Origin of the sequence: Nocardia sp. NPDC047648 (assembly GCF_040642815.1) — a bacterium.
Taxonomy (GTDB): domain Bacteria; phylum Actinomycetota; class Actinomycetes; order Mycobacteriales; family Mycobacteriaceae; genus Nocardia; species Nocardia gamkensis.
This window is the reverse complement of the sequence record NZ_JBEYSX010000006.1, coordinates 335,535-359,705: the sequence shown is the minus strand read 5'-3', so window position 1 is coordinate 359,705 and position 24,171 is coordinate 335,535. Positions and strand designations below refer to the sequence as shown.

At 69.2% G+C, this 24,171-nt stretch carries 23 protein-coding genes; 16 read left to right on the top strand and 7 right to left on the bottom strand.

Features of this window, described 5'->3' with window-relative positions:
• Positions 1-181: 181 nt before the first annotated feature.
• Positions 182-2,125, top strand: coding sequence for an asparagine synthase (glutamine-hydrolyzing) (gene asnB / locus ABZ803_RS16230; protein ID WP_357038153.1), 1,944 nt, complete (start codon positions 182-184; stop codon positions 2,123-2,125).
• A 57-nt stretch (positions 2,126-2,182) separates the two neighbouring features.
• Here asnB and ABZ803_RS16225 read toward each other — a convergent pair whose 3' ends face one another.
• Both ABZ803_RS16225 and ABZ803_RS16220 read right to left on the bottom strand, forming a co-directional pair.
• The gene (locus ABZ803_RS16225) at positions 2,183-3,151 is read right to left on the bottom strand and encodes a carbohydrate kinase family protein (protein ID WP_357038048.1); all 969 of its coding nucleotides are present in this window, start codon (positions 3,149-3,151) and stop codon (positions 2,183-2,185) included.
• A gap of 192 nt (positions 3,152-3,343) precedes the next feature.
• Positions 3,344-3,694: an iron-sulfur cluster assembly accessory protein gene (locus ABZ803_RS16220; RefSeq protein ID WP_040865873.1), complete on the bottom strand. Its 351-nt coding sequence runs from the start codon at positions 3,692-3,694 to the stop codon at positions 3,344-3,346.
• 253 nt (positions 3,695-3,947) lie between these two features.
• Here ABZ803_RS16220 and ABZ803_RS16215 point away from each other — a divergent pair, with 253 nt between their 5' ends.
• Positions 3,948-4,562, top strand: a complete 615-nt coding sequence (locus tag ABZ803_RS16215) for a DUF3043 domain-containing protein (protein WP_245548887.1) — start codon at positions 3,948-3,950, stop codon at positions 4,560-4,562.
• 402 nt (positions 4,563-4,964) lie between these two features.
• On the opposite strand, the gene ABZ803_RS16210 is transcribed toward ABZ803_RS16215, so the two are convergent.
• Positions 4,965-5,126 carry a hypothetical protein gene (locus ABZ803_RS16210; RefSeq protein ID WP_357038045.1) on the bottom strand — a complete coding sequence of 54 codons (162 nt, stop codon included), beginning with the start codon at positions 5,124-5,126 and terminating at the stop codon, positions 4,965-4,967.
• An 85-nt stretch (positions 5,127-5,211) separates the two neighbouring features.
• Between ABZ803_RS16210 and ABZ803_RS16205 the strand changes: the two genes are divergently transcribed.
• The 5 genes from ABZ803_RS16205 to ABZ803_RS16185 all read left to right on the top strand — a co-directional run bounded on the left by ABZ803_RS16205 (position 5,212) and on the right by ABZ803_RS16185 (position 10,150).
• Positions 5,212-6,180: a helix-turn-helix domain-containing protein gene (locus ABZ803_RS16205; RefSeq protein WP_357038042.1), complete on the top strand. Its 969-nt coding sequence runs from the start codon at positions 5,212-5,214 to the stop codon at positions 6,178-6,180.
• Between the two features lie 217 nt (positions 6,181-6,397).
• Positions 6,398-6,955: a bifunctional adenosylcobinamide kinase/adenosylcobinamide-phosphate guanylyltransferase gene (gene cobU, locus ABZ803_RS16200; protein ID WP_357038039.1), complete on the top strand. Its 558-nt coding sequence runs from the start codon at positions 6,398-6,400 to the stop codon at positions 6,953-6,955.
• 313 nt (positions 6,956-7,268) lie between these two features.
• Complete coding sequence (gene cobT, locus ABZ803_RS16195; RefSeq protein WP_357038036.1) at positions 7,269-8,348, top strand: nicotinate-nucleotide--dimethylbenzimidazole phosphoribosyltransferase; 1,080 nt, start codon at positions 7,269-7,271, stop codon at positions 8,346-8,348.
• A gap of 199 nt (positions 8,349-8,547) precedes the next feature.
• Positions 8,548-9,303, top strand: coding sequence for an adenosylcobinamide-GDP ribazoletransferase (locus ABZ803_RS16190; protein ID WP_357038033.1), 756 nt, complete (start codon positions 8,548-8,550; stop codon positions 9,301-9,303).
• 133 nt (positions 9,304-9,436) lie between these two features.
• Complete coding sequence (locus tag ABZ803_RS16185; protein ID WP_062975155.1) at positions 9,437-10,150, top strand: MBL fold metallo-hydrolase; 714 nt, start codon at positions 9,437-9,439, stop codon at positions 10,148-10,150.
• A 1-nt stretch (position 10,151) separates the two neighbouring features.
• Here ABZ803_RS16185 and ABZ803_RS16180 read toward each other — a convergent pair whose 3' ends face one another.
• The 3 genes from ABZ803_RS16180 to ABZ803_RS16170 form a co-directional block, all read right to left on the bottom strand.
• Positions 10,152-11,249, bottom strand: coding sequence for a branched-chain amino acid aminotransferase (locus tag ABZ803_RS16180; RefSeq protein ID WP_357038030.1), 1,098 nt, complete (start codon positions 11,247-11,249; stop codon positions 10,152-10,154).
• Positions 11,250-11,351: 102 nt separating this feature from the next.
• Positions 11,352-12,452, bottom strand: coding sequence for a glycine cleavage system aminomethyltransferase GcvT (gene gcvT / locus ABZ803_RS16175; protein WP_357038026.1), 1,101 nt, complete (start codon positions 12,450-12,452; stop codon positions 11,352-11,354).
• 43 nt (positions 12,453-12,495) lie between these two features.
• A complete protein-coding gene (locus ABZ803_RS16170; protein WP_357038023.1) occupies positions 12,496-13,098 on the bottom strand; it encodes a GNAT family N-acetyltransferase in 603 nt (200 codons plus the stop codon).
• Between the two features lie 109 nt (positions 13,099-13,207).
• Between ABZ803_RS16170 and ABZ803_RS16165 the strand changes: the two genes are divergently transcribed.
• Both ABZ803_RS16165 and ABZ803_RS16160 read left to right on the top strand, forming a co-directional pair.
• On the top strand, positions 13,208-14,014 hold the full coding sequence (locus ABZ803_RS16165) for a TetR/AcrR family transcriptional regulator (protein WP_357038020.1): 807 nt from the start codon (positions 13,208-13,210) through the stop codon (positions 14,012-14,014).
• Between the two features lie 9 nt (positions 14,015-14,023).
• On the top strand, positions 14,024-15,535 hold the full coding sequence (locus ABZ803_RS16160) for a leucyl aminopeptidase (RefSeq protein ID WP_357038017.1): 1,512 nt from the start codon (positions 14,024-14,026) through the stop codon (positions 15,533-15,535).
• Between the two features lie 113 nt (positions 15,536-15,648).
• On the opposite strand, the gene ABZ803_RS16155 is transcribed toward ABZ803_RS16160, so the two are convergent.
• Positions 15,649-16,011 (bottom strand): oxidoreductase, encoded by a 363-nt coding sequence (locus ABZ803_RS16155; RefSeq protein ID WP_357038014.1) that lies wholly within the window; start codon positions 16,009-16,011, stop codon positions 15,649-15,651.
• A gap of 259 nt (positions 16,012-16,270) precedes the next feature.
• On the opposite strand from ABZ803_RS16155, the gene sucB reads away from it, so the two are divergent.
• The 7 genes from sucB to ABZ803_RS16120 all read left to right on the top strand — a co-directional run bounded on the left by sucB (position 16,271) and on the right by ABZ803_RS16120 (position 23,498).
• Positions 16,271-18,046 carry a 2-oxoglutarate dehydrogenase, E2 component, dihydrolipoamide succinyltransferase gene (gene sucB, locus ABZ803_RS16150; RefSeq protein ID WP_357038011.1) on the top strand — a complete coding sequence of 592 codons (1,776 nt, stop codon included), beginning with the start codon at positions 16,271-16,273 and terminating at the stop codon, positions 18,044-18,046.
• 19 nt (positions 18,047-18,065) lie between these two features.
• Complete coding sequence (locus tag ABZ803_RS16145; RefSeq protein WP_357038008.1) at positions 18,066-18,974, top strand: TIGR01777 family oxidoreductase; 909 nt, start codon at positions 18,066-18,068, stop codon at positions 18,972-18,974.
• Positions 18,971-19,507, top strand: coding sequence for an N-acetyltransferase family protein (locus ABZ803_RS16140; protein WP_357038005.1), 537 nt, complete (start codon positions 18,971-18,973; stop codon positions 19,505-19,507). Before ABZ803_RS16145 ends, ABZ803_RS16140 begins: the two co-directional genes overlap by 4 nt.
• 10 nt (positions 19,508-19,517) lie before the next feature.
• Positions 19,518-19,916 (top strand): GNAT family N-acetyltransferase, encoded by a 399-nt coding sequence (locus ABZ803_RS16135; protein WP_357038002.1) that lies wholly within the window; start codon positions 19,518-19,520, stop codon positions 19,914-19,916.
• Between the two features lie 505 nt (positions 19,917-20,421).
• Positions 20,422-21,174, top strand: a complete 753-nt coding sequence (gene lipB / locus ABZ803_RS16130) for a lipoyl(octanoyl) transferase LipB (RefSeq protein ID WP_357037999.1) — start codon at positions 20,422-20,424, stop codon at positions 21,172-21,174.
• Positions 21,175-21,250: 76 nt separating this feature from the next.
• A complete protein-coding gene (lipA, locus tag ABZ803_RS16125) occupies positions 21,251-22,297 on the top strand; it encodes a lipoyl synthase (RefSeq protein ID WP_357038148.1) in 1,047 nt (348 codons plus the stop codon).
• Between the two features lie 625 nt (positions 22,298-22,922).
• Positions 22,923-23,498: a transglycosylase SLT domain-containing protein gene (locus ABZ803_RS16120; RefSeq protein WP_357037996.1), complete on the top strand. Its 576-nt coding sequence runs from the start codon at positions 22,923-22,925 to the stop codon at positions 23,496-23,498.
• The last annotated feature ends 673 nt before the right edge of the window (positions 23,499-24,171 follow it).

Below are 24,171 nucleotides of genomic sequence, written 5' to 3'. Positions count from 1 at the left end.
GTCGGCTTCGGCACCTCACCGAGCGCGCACCGATCACCGTCACCAGCGATTCCGTCCCGGACGTGGTGCGCACGACGCGCGAATCCCGTGGGTGCGGCATACTCGGACACTAGATTTCGCCCCTTTGCGCCCCATCCGGTGCGCGCGTATCCCGACTGTGAGAAATGAGGTTGCCGACGCCGTGTGTGGACTGCTCGGATTCCTGGCATCTGACGAGGCGGCACCTGGCACGGTGGAGCAGGTCTACGAAGCCTTGCACTGTGTGCGTCACCGCGGCCCGGACGAGCGCGGCACCTGGCACGACGACCAGGTGATCTTCGGCTTCAACCGCCTGTCGATCATCGACATCGAGCACTCGCACCAGCCGCTGCGCTGGGGCCCGCCCGAGCAGCCCGACCGCTACGCGCTCACCTTCAACGGCGAGATCTACAACTACCTGGAGCTGCGCGCCGAACTCGCCGAGGCGCACGCCGCCGAGTTCCCGGACGGGAAGATGTTCCACACGGAGGGCGATAGCGAGGCCATCGTCGCGGCGTTCCACTACTGGGGCCCCGAGGCGGTGCGGCGGCTGCGCGGCATGTTCGCCTTCGCGATCTGGGACACCGAGACCAAGGACCTGTTCCTCGCGCGCGACCCGTTCGGCATCAAGCCGCTGTTCCTGGCCACCGGGCCCGGCGGCACCGCGTTCGGGAGCGAGAAGAAGAGCCTGCTGGAACTGCTGCCCGCGCTGGAGCTGAGCGACGCGCTGGACCCGCGGGCGCTGGAGCACTACACCGTGCTCCAGTACGTGCCGGAACCGGAGACGCTGCACAAGGACGTGCGCAGGCTGGAATCCGGCAGCTACGCCACCGTGCGGCCCGGTGCGGCTCCGGTCGTCACCCGGTATTTCACCCCGAAGTTCCCGGTGCGCCCGTTCACCGCCGGTTCGGCGACGGCGCGCTACCGGGAGATCGCCGCGGCGCTCGAGGACTCCGTCGCCAAGCACATGCGCGCCGACGTGACGGTCGGCTCGTTCCTGTCCGGCGGCATCGACTCCACCGCGGTCGCCGCGCTGGCCATGCGGCACAACCCGAAGCTGATCACGTTCACCACCGGGTTCGAGCGGGAGGGCTACTCGGAGGTGGACGTCGCCGCCGAGAGCGCCGAGGCGATCGGCGCGCGCCACGTGGTGAAGGTGGTCTCCCCGGCCGAGTTCGCCCAGGCGATCCCGGAGATCGTCTGGTACCTCGACGACCCGGTGGCCGATCCGGCGCTGGTCCCGCTGTATTTCGTCGCCAAGGAGGCGCGCAAGCACGTCAAGGTGGTGCTCTCCGGTGAGGGCGCCGACGAGCTGTTCGGCGGATACACCATCTACCGCGAGCCGCTGTCGTTGCGGCCTTTCGAGAAGTTGCCCCGCGGCCTGCGCAGGCTGGCGGGCAAGTTGTCGGAGCGGATCCCGGAAGGCACAAGGGGCAAGAGCCTGCTGCACCGCGGCTCGCTCACCCTGGAGGAGCGCTACTACGGCAACGCGCGCAGCTTCAGCGACGCCCAGCTGCGCGCCGTGCTGCGCGAGTTCCGGCCGGAGTGGACCCATCAGGACGTCACCGCGCCGCTGTACGCCCAGTCGCGCGGCTGGGACCCGGTGGCCCGGATGCAGCACCTCGACCTGTTCACCTGGCTGCGCGGCGACATCCTGGTCAAGGCCGACAAGATGACCATGGCGAACTCGCTGGAACTGCGCGTGCCGTTCCTGGACACCGAGGTGCTGAAGGCGGCCGAGGGGCTGCCGTTCGATCAGAAGATCACCAAGGAGACCACGAAGTACGCGCTGCGCCAGGCGCTGGAGGGCATCGTGCCCCCGCACGTGCTGCATCGCGCCAAGCTCGGCTTCCCGGTCCCCCTGCGGCACTGGCTGCGCGGCACCGAACTCTACGACTGGGCACAGCAGCAGATCGCCGAGTCGCAGACCGGCCACCTGCTGAACAAGCCCGCGATCAGCGAGATGCTGGTCGCGCACCGGGCCGGAACCGCCGATCACAGCCGCAGGCTGTGGACCTTGCTGGTGTTCATGGTGTGGCACGGCATCTTCGTCGAGGACCGGATCAAGCCGGAGATCCAGGAACCCGCGTACCCCGTTTCGCTGTAGCGCGTGAACATGCGAAAGGCGCGCACCCGGCCGGGTGCGCGCCTTTCGTCGTGACGATCAGAGCAGGGTCTTGATGTCCGCGGCGGACTCCGGGCCGTAGGCCTGTGTGAGGCGCTCCAGCGCGGACTCCTTGCTCAGCGTCCACTCCTGGGTGCCCATCGTCTCCAGGACGAGCACGGCGATCAGCGAGCCGAGCTGCGCGGAACGCTCCAGGCTCAGCCCGGCGGTATGCGCGGTGAGGAAGCCGGCGCGGAAGGCATCGCCGACACCGGTCGGCTCGACCTTCTCGACCTCGGGCACGACGCCGACGGTCACCTCGGCGCCGTCGCGGTCGACGATCCGCACGCCATCCGCGCCCAGGGTGGTGACGCGGACGCCGACCTTCTGGGCGACCTCTTCCTCGCTCAGACCGGTCTTCTGCAGCAGCAGCGCCCACTCGTACTTGTTCGTGAAGAGGTACGCGGCGCCATCGATGAGCTGCACGGACTGGTCGCCGTCCAGCCTGGCCAGCTGCTGGGAGGGATCGGCGGCGAACGGGATGCCGAGTTCACGGCACTCCGCGGTGTGCCGCAGCATCGCCTCGGGGTCGTTGGCGCCGACCAGGACGAGATCCAGGTCCCTGGTCTCGGCGAGTTCGGCGATGGAGATGTCGCGGGCCTCGCTCATCGCGCCGGGGTAGAACGACGCGATCTGGGCCATGTCGTCGTCGGTGGTGCAGACGAAACGCGCGGTGTGGGCGCGCTCGGAGACCAGCACCGTGGAGCAGTCGACGCCGTGCTTCTCCAGCCAGGCGCGATACTCGCCGAAGTCGGCGCCGACGGCACCGACCAGCAAGGGGGTGCGATTGAGCAGGCCCATGGCGTAGGCGATGTTGCCACCGACGCCACCGCGACGGATCTGCAGATCATCGACGAGGAAGCTCAGCGACACGTGGTCGAGCTGATCGGCCAGCAGTACGTCGGCGAACCGTCCGGGGAAGCGCATGAGGTGGTCGGTCGCAATGGACGCGGAAACGGCTATGGACACGTGGCTGGGCCCTTCAACTGTAGGCGGCAGGCGGTCAAGACCGGGACGACAAAGGTCCCGGTCTCACCGTAGCGGATCCGCCGCACCGATCCGGGCGCAGCCGCGCACCTACATGTCCGGACGGGACAACCGATTTCGCGAGCCCACGTCACCCGACTCGTACGGCCCGAAGGCCCGGAGCGGCGGCCGGCCTCAGTTGAAGGAGTCGCCGCAGGCGCAGGAGCCGGTGGCGTTCGGGTTGTCGATGGTGAAGCCCTGCTTCTCGATGGTGTCGACGAAGTCGATCGAGGCGCCCTGCACGTACGGCGCGCTCATCCGGTCGACGGCCAGCGTGACGCCCGCGAAGTCGACGGTGAGGTCGCCGTCGAGCGAGCGGTCGTCGAAGAACAGCTGGTAGCGCAGGCCGGCACAACCACCCGGCTGCACCGCGATCCGCAGCGCCAGGTCGTCGCGTCCCTCCTGGTCCAGCAGTGCCTTCGCCTTCGCGGCGGCGGCGTCGGTCAGACTCACACCGTGGGTGGCGGTCTCGTTCTGCACAGTCATGAACTCTCCTCGAGGAACCTGTGGTCTACCCGAACAGCGCACGGGGTCGTGTCGGTCAACACCACTCGGCCGGCTGCTATTCCTCCATCTTGCCACCACCCGATCCGCGGCGACACGCAACCTGCGTGACACCGCACACTCCGGGCGAATCGGACCGCATTTCTCGCCGCGCTACCCATCGAATAGCCTGGTCTGTGTGAAGTTCTTCCGTCGCGGCGAGTCCAGCAGCACCGACGCGACCGCCGAATCGACGGTGGTCACGGACGGTGGCTCGGCCGCGGGCACCACCCGCGCGGCGGCCACGGCCACCGCGGGCAAGGGCCGCCCCACCCCGAAACGCCGTGACGCACAAGGCAAGCGCCGTGGCCCGATAGCGCCCGCTCCGCTCACCGCGAAGGAGGCCCGCGCCCGCCGCAAGGCCGCGCGGGGCACCAGGGCGGAACGCAAGGCCGCGTCCGCCAGACGGCGCGAGGCCGCCGCGGACCGACGGGAACGCATGCTCGCGGGCGAGGACAAATACCTGCCGCCCCGCGACCAGGGCCCGGTCCGGGCGTTCGTGCGCGACATCGTCGACGCCCGGCGCAACCTGGTCGGCCTGTTCATGCCGATGGCGCTGGTGCTGATCCTGTCGATGTTCGTCGCGCCCGCGCTGCAGACCATCGTCACCCTGGCCATGCTGGTGATGATGCTGTTCATGGGCGTCGAGGGCGTGCTGCTCGGCCGGGTGGTGAACAACCGGGTCAGGGAGCGTTTCCCGGAGACCACCGACGGCGGGTACCGGCTGGGCTGGTACGCATTCGTCCGCGCCTCACAGATCCGCAAGATGCGCGCCCCCAAGCCGCGCGTCAGCCCCGGCGACGCCGTGTAGTTTTTCCAGCGCCTGCGGCGCTGGGTGTTCGCGGCCCCTTCTTGGCTCGCGTCCGAGCGACCACCGCTTGCTCCTTCGTCGCCTACGCGGCGGCCACTCGGACGCGAGCCGGGCCGCGAACGGCGCATGCTCGATCTCGCTTCGCTCGAAACCGGGAGTTGGGGTGCGCTGGGCGCGTAGGTGTCGAAGCCCACTCTCACGTCATACGGTCGATAGACCCGGCTGCCGACTCGAGCTGATAGCCGCTTGCGTCCCTGTCACCTGCGCGGCAGCCGATGCGCCCGGCCATGCTCGAGCTTGCTTCGCCCGAACAGCTGTGGTTGAGCCCGGGCGGTTCGCAGTCGCCCTTCGCCCAACTTGCCTGGGCCGCTGCGCGATGCCGGAGGGGAGCGCGACGTTGCGTCAGCGGTGATGGGTGTTGCGGCCGAGCATCGCCGCCAGTTCTGAGTGCAGGCGCTGCGCGTCGCGGTCGACCACGTTCGAGGAACCCGCGCGAGCCGTTCCGCGGGCGACGAGTGTGGCGAAAGCCACGATGACTGCCAGGGCGACGAGGAAAGTAACCATGGCAGTAATTTTGCGTCCAGTTATTTACGGCCGAAAGTGGCGGTGCTGACATTGTTCGTAAAAATACGGCCACTAGACTGACGGCATGCTGTCGAAGGTCGCCGTGGTGCTGTCCGAACGCATGGCCATGTTCGAATTCGGGGTCATCTGCGAGGTTTTCGGCCTGGACCGCACGGCCGACGGGCTGCCGGGCTTCGATTTCCGGGTGTGCGGGGCCGAGCCGGGCGTCCCGCTGCGCTCGACCAGCCCCGGGATCACGGTCACACCGGAATACGGGCTCGCGGAGCTGGCGGCGGCCGATCTGGTGGCCATCCCCGCCGCGGCGGCGGACCAGGGATTCGATCCACGGGTCGTCACGGCCGTCCGCGAGGCGGCGGCAGCCGGGGCGACCGTGCTCACCGTGTGTTCCGGCGTCTTCCTGGCCGGGGCCGCCGGGCTGCTCGACGGCCGCAAGTGCACCACGCACTGGCGTCATGTGGAGCAACTCGCCGCTGCGTACCCGGCGGCGACCGTCGATCCGGACGTGCTGTTCGTCGACGAAGGCGATCTGATCACCAGCGCGGGCACCGCCGCGGGCATCGACGCCTGCCTGCACCTGGTGCGGCGCGAACTCGGCAGCGGCGTGGCCAACGCGATCGCGCGGCGCATGGTGGTCCCGCCGCAGCGCGACGGCGGGCAGCGGCAGTTCATCGAACGCCCCGTCGCCGCGTGCACCTCCGACAGCCTCATCCCCACTCTGGAGTGGATGAACGAGCACCTCGACCTGCCACACACGGTGGAAGACCTCGCCACGCGCGCCAACATGTCCACCCGCACCTTCGCGCGCCGGTTCGTCGCCGAGACCGGAACCACGCCCGTCAAATGGCTCACCAACCAGCGCGTACTACTGGCCAAGCATTTGCTGGAGGACACCGACCTCGGGCTGGAGCACATCGCCGCCCGCTCCGGCTTCGGCTCCGGTGCTCTCCTGCGCCACCACTTCCAACGCCTCGTCGGCATCGCCCCCACCGAATACCGTCGCCGCTTCGGCCGCAGCCCGGAAGCCTCGCTCTGAACGCGGAAACGCGACAGCTGTAACCGCCCTCGCTCACGGCCACCCCGACGCCTATCGGCGAACCCGCATCGGATGCCGACCGGCTTACCGCAGCCACTCGAAGGTCTCCCGGGCGGCGCGTCGCAGTTCGGTCCGGGACGCGTCTGCTTCGGCGGCCCCTGAGCGCGGATCCGCGGACACGTGTGGCGGTGTGCTTTTCGATTGATACCGTGCACCCGTGTCACAAACTCCCTCGTCGCCAGCGCCACGCAGCACCCTCGTTCTCGGTGGCGCGCGGTCGGGGAAGTCGGCGTTCGCCGAGGACATCGCGGTCCGGGCGGGCGGTCCGGTGCGTTATCTCGCCACCGCGGTGCCCGACCCCGCCGACCACGACTTCGCCGAACGCATCGCCACCCACCGCGGCCGACGCCCGGCAGGCTGGTCGACCGTCGAAAGCGCGGACCCGGCAACAATTCTCGCCGAACCCGCGCAGCCCCCCGCCCTCACTCTGATCGACGACATCGGTACCTGGCTGACCGGCCGCATCGACGCGCGCGACGCGTGGGACGCCCCGCGCGGCACGGTCTGCCCCGACACCGACGCACTGGTGGCAGCCGTCGCCGCCTATACCGGCGATCTGGTGATCGTCAGCCCGGAGGTCGGCATGGGCGTCATCCCCGCCACGCGCTCCGGCCGCCTCTTCCGCGACGAGATCGGCATCCTCAACCAGCGCCTCGCCCAGGTCTGCGACGAAGCCTTCCTCGTCGTCGCGGGGCTCCCGCTGCGCCTCAAATAGCGCCGTGCGCTGTTGCCGCCCGGCGCGGGTGCGCGAGGCCCGCTCGACGAAAGGCGACCCGCTGCGCAGGTGGGTCGTAGACCCCTACTGCCGCCTGCGCGACGAGTGGTGCAGCTGACAGGTTGCTCGCAGGCGGCTGCTCGTCCGGAAGACGGCATATGCCGTGAACCGGGATGCGCTCGGAGGCGCAACGAGCAGGCGAGCACGGGCGGGCCACTGCCGCGAGACAGGTCACGGCCGGACGGCGCGAAGGGGGCAATGGCAAGATTGGGCGGCGTAGTCGGCGTAACCGCCATGACCGAAAGGCTCGATAGTGACGCACGGATTCGGACCGGTAGCGCCTCCGGACACACAGTTTCGTGCGGCCGCCGAGCAGCGGCAGGCGCAGCTGACCAAGCCTGCCGGGGCGCTGGGCCGATTGGAGGAACTCGGCAACTGGGTGGCGGCTTGCCAGGGCACGTGCCCGCCGAAGCAGTTCGAGCGCGCCAGAGTCGTGGTCTTCGCCGGGGATCACGGCATCGCACGGCACGGAGTATCGGCGTACCCGAGCGAGGTCACCGCGCAGATGGTCGCGAACTTCCTCGGTGGCGGCGCCGCGGTGAACGCGCTCGCGGCCGTTGCGGGCGCGACGGTCCGGGTCGCGGACATCTCCGTGGACGCCGACACCGACCCGCAGGTGTCCAAGCACAAGGTGCGTCGTTCCAGCGGCGCGATCGATCGCGAGGACGCGCTCACCGCGGAAGAGGTCCGCGCGGCGCTGGAGGCGGGCCGCGCCATCGCCGACGAGGAGATCGATGCGGGCGCCGATCTGCTGATCGCGGGCGACATGGGCATCGGCAATACCACCCCGGCCACCGTGCTCGTCGCGAGTCTCACCAACACCGAACCGGTCGCCGCCGTCGGCCGCGGCACCGGCGTGGACGACGCCGGATGGATCCGCAAGGTCGCCGCGATCCGGGACGCGATGCGCCGCGCCCGTCCGGTGGTGAAGGATCCGGTCGAACTCCTGCGCGTAGCGGGGGGCGCCGACTTCGCCGCGATGGCCGCTTTCCTCGCCCAAGCCGCCACCCGGCGCACGCCCGTCGTCCTCGACGGCGTCGTCGTCACGGCGGCGGCGATGGTCGCCGAGGATCTCGCCGCGGGCGCGAGCGCTTGGTGGCTGGCCGGTCATCGCTCCACCGAACCGGCCCACGATCTCGCGCTGCGTCATCTGCGCCTGGACCCTCTGATCGATCTGACCATGCGCCTCGGCGAAGGCTCAGGAGCCCTGACCGCCCTTCCCATCCTCCGCTCGGCGGTGGCCACCCTCGCGGAGATGTCCACTTTCGGCGAAGCGGGCGTCAGTACCGCCGACCCGGAACCGGCGAGCCCCGCGCCGAACCTGCGCAAGTGACGCCGTCCCGCACGACAGGCCGACGGCGGATCCCCCGCGCTCCCGAGCAGGCGCGGGCGAATCTCCGTCAGCACGGCCTTCCATCTGCGGGCTGTATTCATCAGCCGTCGGCGGTGCGCAGGCGGAACTCGACGCCGCAGCCGGTCATCTCCCACATCGTCAACCCGCGCGAAGCGCCGGCCGCCGCCCGGGGTCCGGCATGAACGGTGTCCGGTTGGCGATTTCCTGGCTCACCGTGCTGCCGGTCCGCGGGCCGGATGCCGTGGATCGACCGGCGGCGGGGCGCGCGATCTTGTTGGCGCCACTGGTCGGGGCCCTGCTCGGCGCCGGGGCGGCGGCCCTGCTCGGGGCACTGTCCCGGGCCGGAGCAAGCACCGCGCTTGCCGGGCTACTGGTGGTGGGCGCGCTGGCGTTGATCACCAGAGGCATGCACCTCGACGGCTTGGCCGACACCTTGGACGGGCTCGGCAGCTACGGCCCGCCGGAGCGGGCCAGGGAGATCATGAAGAGCGGCGGGGCCGGCCCGTTCGGTGTGGCGGGACTCGTCTTCACCATCGGGGTCCAAGCGTTCTCGTTCGCGGCCCTCGCCGATTCGGGCAGATGGCTCGCGGTCGCCCTCGCCGTGGCCACCGGCCGTGTCGCGGTAATCCTCGCCTGCCGAGGTGTCCCCGCCGCGCCCGGCACCGGTTTCGGCATTCTGGTGGCCGACACGCAGTCGGCCCTCGTCGTGGCCGCCTGGTCCGCGATCGCGATCGGCCTCGCTGTACTCGCCGTCCCCGGCTGTGCGTGGCTCGGCCCCCTCGCGGTGGTGCTCGGCCTGGTCGCCTCGGCGATTCTGGTCCGGCACTGCGCCCGTCGCTTCGGCGGACTCTCCGGCGACGTCCTCGGCGCCGCGGTCGAGACCACCGTCGCACTCACGGCAGCCGTGCTGTCGCTCGCCGTCCACACCGGCTGACTCACCCGCGGCAGCAGGCCCGGCATGCCGATTCGAACATTGGTCAGTTCGAACGCGGGCAAGAGTCTGGGTCACTGGAATTTTTCCGGCCGTGCCGCGCGGATCGTCTGGGTCGGGCAATAAGGTGGGCGGTATGTCTTCTGAGCGCCTGTATTTTCGCCAGCTGTTGTCGGGACGCGACTACGCCGTGGGCGATCCGATCGCGACGCAGATGCGCAACTTCGCGTATTTGATCGGCGATCGGGAAACGGGCGAGTGCGTGGTGATCGATCCGGCCTACGCGGCGGGTGATCTGGTGGACATCGCCGAGGGAGACGGCCTGCGCCTCAGTGGCGTGCTCGCCACCCATCATCACCCTGATCACGTGGGTGGCACGATGCTCGGCTTCACCCTGCGCGGAGTGCGTGAGCTCCTCGAAAAGACAAGCGTCCCAGTGCATGTCAACGCCAAAGAGCTACCGTGGGTGGCCAATGTCACCGGGATCGCCGAGAGCGAGCTGACCGGCCACGAGCACGGCGACAAGGTCGGCGTCGGGACCTTCGAGATCGAGTTACTACACACCCCCGGCCACACGCCGGGCAGCCAATGCTTCCTGTTCGACAACCGCCTGATCGCCGGCGACACCTTGTTCGTCGACGGCTGCGGCCGAACCGATTTCCCGGGCGGCGATTCGGACGAAATGTTCCGCAGCCTGCGCTACCTGGCCGGCCTCGCCGGCGATCCGGTCGTCTACCCGGGACACTGGTATTCGCAGGAACCCAACGCCGCACTGTCCACTGTCCGGGACAAAAATTACGTCATGCGTCCGCAGACGCTGGAGCAGTGGCACATGCTGATGCCGGGCTGAGTCACATCGGCCGCATCCACCCGTGCTTGTCGGCGAAGGTGCCACGCTGGATGCCGGTGAGGGTGTCGCGCAGGGCCATGGTGACCACGCCGGGCTCTCCGCCGCCGATGGTGAATTCGCCGTCACCGGAACGGACCCAGCCGACCGGGGTGATCACCGCGGCGGTGCCGCACGCGAAAACCTCGGTGATCTCACCGGATTCGGCGCCCTTGCGCCATTCCTCGACCGAGATCTTGCGCTCCTCGACCGGGAAACCGGAATCGGCGGCGAGGGTGAGCAGCGAATCACGGGTGATGCCCGGCAACAAGGAGCCGGACAGTTCCGGCGTGACCAGCCGCGCCTCGGAGCCGGAACCGAAGACGAAGAACAGGTTGTTGGTGCCCATCTCCTCGACATAGCGGCGCTCACACGCGTCCAGCCACACCACCTGGTCGCATCCCTTGGCCGACGCCTCGGCCTGCGCGAGCAGCGACGCCGCGTAGTTGCCCGCGACCTTCGCCTCGCCGGTGCCGCCCGGCGCGGCACGCACGTACTCGGTGGACAGCCAGACCCGCACCGGCTTCACGCCACGGGGGAAGTACGCCCCCGCCGGGGAGCCGAGCAGCAGGTACTTGTACGCCGCGGCGGGCTTCACCCCGAGCCCGGCCTCGGTGGCGAACATGAACGGCCGCAGGTACAGCGATTCCTCGCCGCCCGCCGCGGGCACCCAGTCCCGGTCCACCTCCAGCAGTTGCCGGACCGACTCGATGAACAGCTCGTCCGGCAGCTCGGCCATCGCCATCCGGCGAGCCGACCGGCGGAAACGCGCGGCGTTGGCATCGATGCGGAAACAGGAGACGCTGCCGTCACTCTGCCGGTAGGCCTTGAGTCCCTCGAAGATGGCCTGGCCGTAGTGGAACACCATGGTCGCGGGATCCAGCGCCAGCGGTCCGTACGGCTCCACCCGCGCGTTCGTCCACGTGCCGCCCGCGTAATCGATCGAGACCATGTGATCGGTGAAGTGGCGCCCGAACCCCGGCTGCGCCAGTACCTCTTGTCGCCGCTGCGCTGCGAGTGGCGCGGGATGCGGAACACGGGTGAACTGTGCGGCAGCGGTCATGCCGACGATCCTATCCGGCCCGATCCGCACCATTTCGCCATGGTCCGCGCCCTCCCGCGCCGCGCCGATCTCAGCCGATGCCCGCGTCCGGGCGCAGGACGGTCACTTGGTGTTGGTCCGGACGAACGGCGGGCGGACGGTCTCGCAGCGCAGGCGGCGGCCGCGCACGTCGACCTCGACCTCGGTGCCGGGTTCGACGTCGGCCGAGGTGTCCAGCAGGGCCAGCGCGATGCCGACCTTGAGGGTGGGCGAGAAGGTGCCGGACGTGGTTTCGCCGACCGGTTCGCCATCGCGCAGCACGGTTTGCCCTTGCCGGAGCACACCGCGGTCGAGCGCCCGCAGGCCGAGCAGGATTCGGCGCGGACCGTCCGACTTCTCCTGTTCCAGAGCGGCCTTCCCCCAGAACTCCGGTTTCGTCCAGCCGACCGCCCAGCCACAGCGCGCCTGCACCGGCGAGATGTCCGGCGAGAGTTCGTGCCCGTGCAAGGGGTAGCCCATCTCGGTGCGCAGGGTGTCGCGAGCGCCGAGCCCGGCCACCTGGCCCTCGGCCGCGCGCACCCGCTCGGCCAAGGCGCGGAACAGCGGCTCGGCGTCGTCCCAGCGCGGCAGCAACTCGTAGCCGTGCTCGCCGGTGTAGCCGGTGCGGCAGACGCGGACCGGGCGGCCGTCCCAGTCTGCGTCGGCGTAGGCCATGTACTCGAGGTCGGTGGGCAGACCGAGCGCGCTCAGCACCTCGGTGGAGCGCGGCCCCTGCACGGCGAACACGGCGAAGTCGCGGTGCTCGTCGGTGACCGTGACGCCTTCGGGCGCCGCCTTGCGCAGTTCGGCGACCACCGCGGCGGTGTTGGCGGCATTCGGCACCAGGAAGATCTCGTCGTCGCCGACGTAGTAGGCGATCAGGTCGTCGATCACTCCCCCGTCCGGGGCGCAGCACAGCGTGTACTGCGCCTTACCCGCCCGGATCCGGCCGAGATCGTTGGTCAGCGCCGAGTTCACGAACGCCGCGGCGCCCGGACCGCGCACCGTCGCCTTGCCGAGATGACTGACGTCGAACAGCCCCACCGTCGTGCGAACCGCCTGGTGCTCGGTCACCGTGCCCGCGTACGACACCGGCATCTCCCAGCCCCCGAACGGCGCGAAGGTGGCGCCCAGCTCGATGTGCACGGCGTGAATGGGTCCTTGCAGGAGGCTCGTCTCGGTCACCAGCCGAGCTTATCCGGGACCGATGCCCAGGTCCTCGCCCCGCTCACGCCCCGAGACCGAACCACATCGGGATCAGGGTCGGACCGTTCTCCGGCAGCGTGTGTGTCGTTCCGGTGGGGGCGAACCCGCACCGGCCGTAGAGCCGAGCGGATCGTTCGGTGCTCGCTTCGAGAAACACCGGCACGACCGCTTCCTTCAGCCGGTCGGCGAGAATCGCCGCACCGGCTCCTTTGCCGCGATGCTCGGGCCTGGTCACGATCACTTGCAGGTACCGGTGCGGGAACTCGCGGGGATGTTCGCGGGCGAGCAGGTCGGTGACGATCGCGGCACGTCGCAGCGCCCGCACACCGGGCGCCTGTTCGACCATGGCCCGCGCCTCGGCGGCTTCCGCGGCGAAGCGCTCGATCGAGGTGACCTGCTGCCAGATCGAGATCGACCAGATCTCCCCGCCCGCGCCCGCGACCCAGATCTCGTCGTCCCGCAAGGCGCGATCGATCAACCCAGGCACGAACGCGGTGCGGAACCCGGTGTCGGGTTGATCTTCGAGGATCCACGCCGTCACCACCTCGTCCGCACTGGCCGCGACGAACGCCTCGATCAGCGGGTCACGGTCGCGCCCGGTCGCCCGGCGAGCAGTGATCTCCATTGCGTCCCCTTCTCATGTGAACACTGTGTTCGTTTGCAAATCTATGCAGGTCAGCGAGTCTTCACTACTATTTCGTCACACCTGTTCGTGTGTCGAAACGGAACCTCACATGACGTGCGCGATCTGCCGGAACGAACTCGCCCAGCCCTCCAGGGGCCGACGGCGCAAGTACTGCTCGCGCTCCTGCCAGGCCCGCGCCTACCGTGCCCGCCGCACGGCGATTCCGGTGCGGCACACGGGCCGCCCGGCCGGACTCACCGCGGTCGGCATCGCCCGGGCAGCGGTGGAGCTGGCCGACCGGGACGGGATCCACGGGCTCACCATGCGTCGCCTGGCCAGTGCGCTCGGCGTCGCAACCGCCACCCTCTACCGCCACTTCCCCGACCGGGAAGCGCTCCTGGCGAGCATGGCGGAACTGGTCCTCGACGAGATTCCGCCACCGGGCACCTCGTGCACCGGCTGGCGGCCCCGGCTTCGGCACGAAGCGCACGAGGAGTGGCGCCTCTACCGCAGGCATCCATGGATGCTGCCGTTGCTGGCGCGCACCCGCCCTCCACTCGGCCCCGCGCTGCTGGACGTGCTGGAGCGGAATTTCGCCGCGCTCGATCGCCCCGGCGTGTCCCGGCAGTCGGGATTCGCGATTTATCTCGCACTTTCGGGCCTGGTCCAGGGACTGGCGTTGCTGTGGAGTTCCGAGCGCGCCGACGGCTTCGGCGCGCCACGCGACGCCGCCGAGGCGACCGCGCTGCGCCATGAATTCGCCGAGTTGCTCGACCCACGGACCCGTCCCGTCCTGCACCGCTTCCTGACAGACCTGGACTCCGGCTTCGGGATGGACTTCGACGACCTGCTGCACGCCGCGGTGGAACTCCTACTCGACGGCGTCGCGGTGCGATATCCGGAACGGACCGAATAGCCTGTGCCCATGACCGCTGTTGCAGATCGCTCGCTCGGACCGGAACTGGCACGCACCGAGACCATCGGCGCGGACACCGATGTGCTCGTCATCGGGTTGACCTCCTCGGAGGACGGCCCCGCCATCGTGCCCGAGGACCTGTTCGGCGACGTGCTCACCGCCGACGTGCGCGCGGAACTGCTCGATCAGCTGGGCGCGGTCGGCGCGAAGGGCAAGGCCGAGGAACTGACCCGGATACCGGCGCCGACCGGACTGGACGGGGTGACCAGCGTGCTCGCCGTCGGCCTCGGCTCCGCCGACAAACTCGACGCCGAGCAGATCCGCCGCTCGGCCGGTGTGGCCGCCCGCTCGCTGTCCGGCACCGAACTGGTGGCGACCACACTGTCGGGACTGGACATCGGTGCCGCCGCGGAAGGCTTCTACCTGGGCGCCTACTCGTTCACGCCGTTCCGTTCGGACAAGTCCGCGCCCAAGCCGGACGAGCGCCCCGTGGCCCGCGTCGAGTTGCTGGTGCCCGAGCCCGGTTTCGGCGAAGAGGCCCTGTTCCGCGCGCAACTCACCGCCGAGGCCGTCGCCACCGCACGGGATTTCGTGAACACCCCGCCCAGCCACCTGTTCCCGGCCGAGTTCGCCGCGCGGGCGGAGGAACTCGCCGAGGCCGCGGGCCTCAGCGTCGAGGTGCTCGACGAGAAAGCGCTGGAAGCGGGTGGTTACGGCGGTGTCCTCGGGGTGGGCAAGGGTTCCTCGCGCCCGCCGCGCCTGATCCGGATCACCTACGCGGGCGGCCCGAAGAAGGTGGCGCTGGTCGGTAAGGGCATCACGTTCGACACCGGCGGCATCTCCATCAAGCCCGCGCAGAACATGGAGAACATGACCTCCGACATGGCCGGCGCCGCCGCCGTGATCGCCGCGACGCTGCTGGCCGCGCGGTTGAGCCTGCCGATCACGGTCACCGCCACGGTGCCGATGGCGGAGAACATGCCCTCGGCCACCGCGCAGCGCCCCGGCGACGTGCTCACTCAGTACGGCGGCACCACCGTCGAAGTGCTCAACACCGATGCCGAGGGCCGGTTGATCCTGGCCGACGCGATCGTGCGCGCGAGCGAGGACGAGCCGGAGTACCTGATCGACGTGGCCACCCTGACCGGCGCGCAGATGGTCGCGCTCGGCACCCGCACGCCCGGCGTGATGGGCACCGACGAGTTCCGCGACCGGGTGGCCCGCATCTCCCGCGAGGTCGGGGAGAACGGCTGGGCGATGCCGCTTCCCGCCGAATTGCGCGGTGACCTGAACTCCAAGATCGCCGACCTGGCCAATGTCGCGCCGCACCGCTGGGGCGGCATGCTCTCGGCCGGACTGTTCCTCAAGGAGTTTGTCCCGGAGGACGTGCAGTGGGCCCACCTCGACGTGGCCGGTCCGGCCTACAACACCGGCGGCCCGTTCGGCTACATCGGCAAGGGCGGGACCGGCGTGCCGGTGCGCACCCTGATCGCCGTGTTGCAGGACATCGCCGCGGAGTGAGTGGCCGAGCGCGTCGTCCGGGGTGACTCCCCGGCCGACGCGCTCCATGCGACCTGGGCGGATCAGCCCGCGCGTACGCCATCGAAACCGGACGGATCAGACAATCCAACGGCTCACAGGTCGTACAGATCCCGCTCCAGCTCGCGTTGCCGCTCCACTCGCTTGCGCGCGTCGTAGTCGCGCATCCGCTGCGGATATCCGGTCTTGCGGACGTCGTAGACGGGGATGTGCAAATCCTTGGCAAGCCGCTGCGCCCCGCGCTCGCCGACGATCCGCCGCGTCCATTCACCATCCGCGGCAATAAGGACAACTGTGACATCTGTCACCGTGGTCTTCGGTTCGATGTAGCCTTCGACGCCCATGTGCGTGCGCACCCAGTCGGCGAGGTAGCGAGCATCCCGCCCGTCCACCGAACGCCCACGTAGAGTGCCGCCACCCCGGGTCGCGCCGCCGCGGAAACGATCCAGCAAACCCAACGACGCCGACCTCCTTTCCTGCACCGGAGAATGTTCACCGCCGGTCTTCCCATACTGCCAGCTCCGCGCAGTACGCCGCCCTGTGCTACATGGCTTGCGCGCGAGTGCAAGGATGGACCGCGGTACAAGAACCACACGGATCTCCGGCGCCACCACAATGATCGGTGGCTTACGGACTCCCGGCGCGACCCGCGGCGGGCGTCCGCAGCGAGATCAACTGTTGTAGAACCCCGTCGAGCAGTCAGAGGAGTCAACGGACATGGCCTTCTCCGTCCAGATGCCCGCTCTTGGTGAGAGCGTCACCGAGGGAACGGTGACCAGGTGGCTGAAGCAGGAAGGAGACACGGTCGAGGTCGACGAGCCGCTGCTCGAAGTCTCCACCGACAAGGTCGACACCGAAATCCCGTCCCCCGCGGCGGGTGTGCTGTCGAAGATCGTCGCGAACGAAGACGACGTGGTCGAGGTCGGCGGCGAGCTCGGCGTCATCAGTGCGGCCGGTGAGGCGGAATCGTCCGCTCCCGCGCCCGCTCCGGAAGCCGCCGCGCCCGCGCAGGAGACTGCCGTCCCCGCGGAGGAGGCGCCCGCGGCCGAGCCCGAGGCCGCTCCGGAAGAGGAGTCCGCGCCCGCCGCCCAGGCCGCGCCCGCGTCGTCCGGTGACGGCACGTCGGTGAAGATGCCGGAACTCGGCGAGTCGGTCACCGAGGGCACCGTCACCCGCTGGCTGAAGTCGGTCGGCGACGAGGTCGCCGTCGACGAGCCGCTGCTCGAGGTCTCCACCGACAAGGTCGACACCGAGATCCCCTCGCCCGTCGCGGGCACCCTGCTGGAGATCACCGCCCAGGAAGACGACGTCGTCGCGGTCGGTGGACAGCTCGGCGTCATCGGCAGCGGTTCCCCCGCGGCCGCCGCCCCGGCTCCCGCGCCCGCCCCGGCTCCCGAACCCGCGCCCGCTCCGAAGCCCGCACCGGCCCCGAAGCCGGAACCGGCCCCGGCCGCCGCCGCGCCCGCTCCGGCAGCTGCCCCCGCTCCGGCGCCCAAGCCCGCTCCGGCCCCCGCGGCCGCAGCCGCTCCGGCTGCCGAATCCTCCAACGGCGCAACCCCTTACGTCACTCCGCTGGTGCGCAAGCTGGCCGAGGAGAACAAGGTCGACCTCGCCGCGATCACCGGTTCCGGTGTCGGAGGCCGCATTCGCAAGCAGGACGTGCTCGCCGCCGCCGAGGCCAAGAAGGCCCCTGCTCCGGCCGCCGCTCCTGCCGCGTCCGCTCCTGCCGCGGCGAAGGCGCCCGCGGTGGCGAGCCCGGAACTGGCTCACCTGCGCGGCACCGTGCAGAAGGCCAACCGCATTCGCCAGATCACCGCGACCAAGACCCGCGAGTCGCTGCAGACCACCGCGCAGCTGACCCAGGTGCACGAGGCGGACGTCACCAAGATCGCGACGCTGCGCAAGCAGGCCAAGGCGGCGTTCAAGGACCGCGAGGGCGTCAACCTGACGTTCCTGCCCTTCTTCGCCAAGGCCGTGGTCGAGGCGCTCGGCGTGCACCCGAACGTCAACGCCAGCTACGACGAGTCCAGCAAGGAGATCACCTACCACGCCTCGGTGCACCTCGGCATCGCGGTCGACACCGAGCAGGGCCTGCTGTCGCCGGTGATCCACAACGCCAGCGACCTCTCGCTGGCCGGACTGGCGCGCGCCATCGGCGACATCGCCCACCGCGCCCGCACCGGCGGACTGAAGCCCGACGAGCTGGCCGGTGGCACCTTCACCATCACCAACATCGGTAGCCAGGGCGCGCTGTTCGACACCCCGATCCTGGTGCCGCCGCAGGCGGCCATGCTGGGCACGGGCGCGATCGTCAAGCGCCCGGTCGTGGTGACCGACGAGACCGGCAACGAGTCCATCGGCGTCCGCTCGATGTGCTACCTGCCGCTCACCTACGACCACCGCCTGATCGACGGCGCCGACGCCGGACGCTTCCTGACCACGATCCGCCACCGGCTCGAGGAAGCGGCGTTCGAGGCCGATCTCGGTCTGTGAGGAAGGTCCCGCGGCACCTATGAAGGTCGTGATCGCCGGCTCGTCCGGGTTGATCGGGACAGCGCTCGTCGCGGCACTGCGCCGCGACGGGCACGAGGTCGCCCGGTTGGTGCGCAGAAAAGCGGCGGGCGCGGACGAATTCGCCTGGAACCCGGCTCGTGCCCAGTTGGACGAGCGGGCGCTTCGCGGCGCCGACGCCGTGGTCAACCTCTGTGGTGCGAGCGTCGGGCGGCGCCGCTGGACCGGCAGCTTCAAACAGGAACTGCGCGACAGCCGCATCACACCGACCGACGTCCTGACCGGTGCGGTGGTCGCCGCGGGCGTGCCCGTACTGCTCAATGCCAGCGGCGTGCATTACTACGGCGGCGACACCGGCGACCGGGTGGTGGACGAGACCTCCCCCGCCGGTTCGGGTTTCCTGGCCGCCCTGTGCCGGGACTGGGAGAAGGCAACCGAACCCGCCGCGACGGCCGGTGTTCGCACGGTGCTGTTGCGCAGCGCCGCGGTGCTTTCCCGGACCGGAGGCGTGCTCGGCGTGCTGCATCCGTTGTACGCGCTCGGCTTGGGCGGGCGGCTGGGCAACGGCCGCCAGTACACGCCCTGGATTTCGATGGCCGACGAGATCGGCGCGATCGTCTTCGCGCTCACCCACGACACGGTCTCCGGCCCGATCAACGTGACCGGCCCGGCACCGGTCACCAACGCCGAGTTCAGCCGCGCGCTCGGGCGGGCGCTGCATCGCCCCACCCCCCTCGTCGTCCCGGCATTCGCGCTGAATGCGCTGGTCGGCGAGATGGCGCAGGAGGCGATCCTGCGCGGGCCGAGGGCCATCCCCACCGCCCTCGAGGAAGCGGGTTACCAGTTCCACCATCCCACCATCGGCGCCGCGCTGGCCGCCGCGGTGGGACGACCCGGAGATGCTCGATGACCGACCGACTCGACACCAGGCCCGCCACGGTCATCCGCGACGCGACCACCGATGACCTTCCGGCGATCCTCGACATCCACAACGCGAATATCGCCACGTCCACCGCGATCTGGGACACCGAGCGGGTCGGCCTGGACGAGCGCCTCGGCTGGTTCCAGGCCCGCACCGGGGCGGGGCTGCCCGTGCTGGTCGCCGAGATCGACGGCGCGCTGGCGGGTTACGCGAGTTACGGCCCGTGGCGTACCAAATCCGGCTACCGCTACACGGTCGAGAACTCCGTGTACGTCGACGACCGCTTCCAGCGTCGCGGCATCGCCACCGCACTCCTCACCGAGCTGATCGAACGGGCTCGTCGCGCGGGCACGGTGCACGCCATGATCGCCGCCATCGAATCCGGCAATGCCGGTTCGATCCTCCTGCACGAACGCTTCGGCTTCCGCACCGTCGGCGTCCTGCCGGAGGTGGGCCACAAATTCGGCCGCTGGATGGACTTGACGCTCATGCAACTCACCCTTCCCATCGACGTCGACTAGCGGACGCCGCATGATCGCGGATCTCCGCATCCGTTTCGCGGTCGACGATGGGGTGCTCTCGCGGCTGCACACCGACGCATTCGGCGGTGACCACGTGCCGAGCCCTTGGAAGGCACGCCTGGAACGGCACAGCAGATCGTGGGTCGGTGCGTTCGTCGGCGATCAGCTCGTCGGGTTCGTGCACGCAGTCTGGGACGGAGGTCGGCATGCGTTCCTCCTCGACACCATGGTCGCCCCCGACTTCCAGTATCAGCGCATCGGGACCAGCCTGGTCGCGGCTCTTATCAACGACCTTCGCGAACTCGGGATCGAGTGGCTCCACGTCGACTACGAACCGCACCTCAACAGCTTCTATCGCGACACCTGCGGGTTCCGAATCACCGACGCCGGCCTACTACGACTGAACTGACACCGAACGCCACGACGGCGCAACCAACCACGACCGATCCAGCTTGACCACCACCATAGGGACACCACCGAAGCTGATCTCGCGCAGCCGCTGGTCCGGAGGCACGGCAATGCCGAGCGCGGGCGCCAGAATCCGCGCGGTCTCGAAAACGGCTGCTCGTTTGTCCTACGGGGCCGGGCGCATACGGGATCCGATGTGTATTTCAGCACGTGACGCCAGGCAGGTCCGAGAGGCACCGACCTGGTCGAGCACTCCTCGACATCGACTCGAAGCGGCGGGACTTGAAGCAATCCGGCAATCGACGCCATCGAGGGCCCCGCATTCTTCCCGACGGAACCCGCACGCTCGCGCCGTACCCGCACTTCCGGGGGCGAGACCCGGACGCGGGCCCGGCCAGCGGCTCATGGGCGCGCAACCTTTCAGCTCCACTCCTGGCTATCCATCCCGGCTGTGGGCGTTCCCACATCGAGGTGCTGGAATCGGCTGCCCCGGTGGGCGTACCGTCATGCCTGTGACAGACACGCGCACCACCCTGTCCGCCCGATTCGATACGACCCCGATCGTGGTCGAGGATCTCGGACTCATCGACTACCACGCCGCCTGGGAGCTGCAGCGCAGCATCGCCGAGCAGCGCGCCGATGGCAACGGATCCGATCATCTGCTGCTGCTCGAGCACCCGTCGGTGTACACCGCGGGCCGCCGCACCGAAACCGACGATCTGCCCATCGACGGCAGCCCGGTGGTGCAGGTCGACCGCGGCGGCAAGATCACCTGGCATGGTCCCGGCCAACTGGTCGGCTACCCCATCGTGCGGCTTGCCGAGCCGGTTGACGTCGTCGACTACGTGCGCCGCCTCGAGGAGGCGTTGATCACCGTCTGCACCGGGCTCGGCCTCGTCTGTGGCCGCGTCGAGGGTCGTTCCGGCGTCTGGCTGCCCGCCACCGAGCTGTACGCCGAACGCAAGATCGCCGCGATCGGTGTGCGTGTGCAACGCGGCGTGGCCCTGCACGGCCTCTCGCTCAACTGCAACGCCGCCATGGACGGTTTCCAGGCCATCGTTCCGTGCGGCATCCGCGACGCGGGCGTCACCACACTGACCCGCGAACTCGGTCGCGAAGTGACCGTCGCCGAGATCAAGCCGCTGGTGGCCGACGCCCTCATCCGCGCGCTGGACGGCGACCTGCCGGTCGCCGAGCACAATATTCCGCGTGTCACTCCTGGTGACACCACCCCGCAGTCCCCGAGTGCGACGGCGTAAGGTCGATCGAGTGACCTCAGTCGACACCCCGACACCACACAACGCTGCCGCAGCCGAACCTGCTGCGGCACTCCCGGTGCCCTCCGCGGCGGCGCAGGCCACCTCCGGGCCGGATGCTCGCGCCGCCAACGGCCGCAAGCTCTTGCGCATCGAAGCCCGCAACGCGGAAACCCCCATCGAGCGCAAACCCAAGTGGATCCGCACCCGCGCCACCATGGGCCCCGAGTACTCCGAACTCAAAAGCTTGGTGAAGCGCGAAGGCCTGCACACCGTGTGCGAGGAAGCAGGCTGCCCCAACATTTTCGAGTGCTGGGAAGACCGCGAGGCCACCTTCCTGATCGGCGGCGAACAATGCACCCGCCGCTGCGATTTCTGCCAGATCGACACCGGTAAACCCGCCGCCCTCGACCGCGACGAGCCCCGCCGCGTCGCCGAAAGCGTCCAGGCCATGGGCCTGCGCTACTCCACCATCACCGGCGTCGCCCGCGACGACCTGGACGACGGCGGCGCCTGGCTCTACGCCGAAACCGTCCGCGCCATCAAGCGTTCGAACCCGCACACGGGCGTGGAACTGCTGATCCCCGACTTCAACGCCGACCCCGACCAGCTCGCCGAGGTCTTCTCCGCCCGCCCGGAAGTGCTGGCGCACAACCTCGAAACGGTCCCCCGCATCTTCAAGCGCATCCGCCCGGCTTTCCGCTACGAGCGCTCCCTCGCGGTGCTGACCGCCGCCCGCGAAGCAGGCCTGGTCACCAAGTCCAACCTCATCCTCGGCATGGGCGAAACCCCCGAGGAAGTCACCCAGGCCATGCACGACCTGCACGAGGCGGGCTGCGACATCCTCACCATCACGCAGTACCTGCGCCCGTCCCCCCGCCACCACCCGGTCGACCGCTGGGTGAAGCCGGAGGAGTTCGTCGAGCACTCCAAGACGGCGGAGGAAATCGGCTTCGCAGGCGTGATGGCCGGCCCGCTGGTCCGCTCCTCCTACCGAGCGGGTCGGTTGTACGCCCAGGCGATGGCCCACCACGGTCGCGAGATCGCCCCGGAAATGGCCCACCTCGCCGAGGAAGGCACCGCATCTCAGGAAGCCGGCGCCGTGCTGGCCCGCTTCGGCAGCTAGTCACTTACCGAACGAATTCGGCCCTCGCCCGCATCGTCGTCGGCGAGGGCCGATGCATGCCGCCGAGGTTTCGGGGCTGACGACATCGCCTCCGCACCGACGAAATCTTTATCTCAGGCCGCTCGGAACGAGGCCGGAATGTCGACGCCTCGCGCTACTGCCGCTCTCCGATTCGGACGTCCGGCGTAATCGCGTCGAGATAAAGTCGCGTCCGTTACTACTATCTCGGATAATGTGGCTCAAATCACGTTTATCAGAGAAATAGCTGGTCAAGCCCATCAGTTCGAGGTTGTACAGACCACTCCAAGATCGGCAATTTCTTTCATTAACTGTTTGTTTGCCGGGTGTTCACCGACTGTGATCAAGCTGAGATCAGGTCCGGAAGAGACCCGAGAAACCAGCTCCACAGCTTACGGCTTGTTTCTCTTCGGGTACGGCAGCGGCACCGACGGGCACCGCCCGGGATGTTCACCGCGTCGCGCCGCCAGGAAATCGCACCCTGGCTTTCACAACGAAATCCGAAAATCGCACACGAGCCGAGACGGCGGATCCGCCCTGGTGGCCGCCTTAGATCCGCTCTGTCTCCGGAGCCGGGTCGCCGCACGATCAAGGAACTGATTTCTCGATGCCTGACGCACGCCTCTCTTCTTTCCGCCATCTGCCGCTTCGAAAGGGGGCCGTTCTCGCGGCCACCATCGGCGTCATCGCCGTGGGCTTTACCTCCGGGGTCGCGGTGGCCGATGACAGCGTTCCGGCCCCGGTCGCGCCGGTCGCCGCTGCCGCGCCCATCGACGGCCTGGCCCTACCCGCACTGCCCGCGTTGCCCGGGCTACCCGGGCTGCCGCCCCAAGGTTTCCTGCCCGCGCCGCCGCCGGTTTACGAGGACAACCTCGACGGCTGGATTCGCCAGTCCCTCGACGTCATGCGCGTCCGCGGGATCCCGGGTAGCTACGAAGGCATCCACCGCAACATCATGCGTGAATCCGGCGGTAACCCTCGGGCCATCAACCTGTCGGACTCCAACGCCGCCAAAGGCACCCCCTCCAAGGGCCTGCTCCAGGTGATCGACCCGACCTTCAACGCCTACCACGTCGACGGCACCGCCTTCGACATCTGGGACCCGGTCGCCAACATCACCGCCGCCTGCAACTACGCGGCGCACCGCTACGGCTCGATGGACAACGTCAACGGAGCTTACTGAGCCCGACCGGAATCCAACAGCGCCTCCTCGTCTCGTCGACGGGGAGGCGCCGCCGTTTCCGGGCGGCTTCACCGAGCCGCTCCGGCATTTCCTGCCGCAGCGGCAGACGCTTCAGCGGCTCGGTCGAGGATGTTCAACCCCACCGCCGCGAGCATCAGGGCGGACAAAACGTCCGAGGACACCGCTGCTGTCGACAGTCGGCCGGAACCGCCCTGCCGCAAGCCGGACGTTCGCCGCATCGCGACGCAATGCATCTGTCGCACAACACTATCGGGCACGGTCGGCGTGCCGAACGAAGTCATCCACCCCAGACGACGACCCATCTGCGCTGGTCACACCGGCACTCCCCGCCAGTGACAACAAGCACACGAATAGGCGCACCTACCCTTGCCATATGCCTCGCTGGAGTACGCACAGTGGGAAGTCGGCGAGAGTAGGTCGGCTCGCACGGCTCGGGGGAGATCCCGAAACGCTCTCGGCGACAACAATTTCGATGGCGAGGACGCGATCGAACTCCACTGTCTCGAGCGGCTCGCGGTCGCGTGCCGACAGCGAAGCCTCGCGTCCGGTCCGGTCCGGAGTGCATCCCGGTGCGCTCGCCCCGCGGTCCGAAACGGTTACTCGGACAACGGCAATGGGGATGCCGCCGCTGCCGCCCCGAAATCGGGATGAC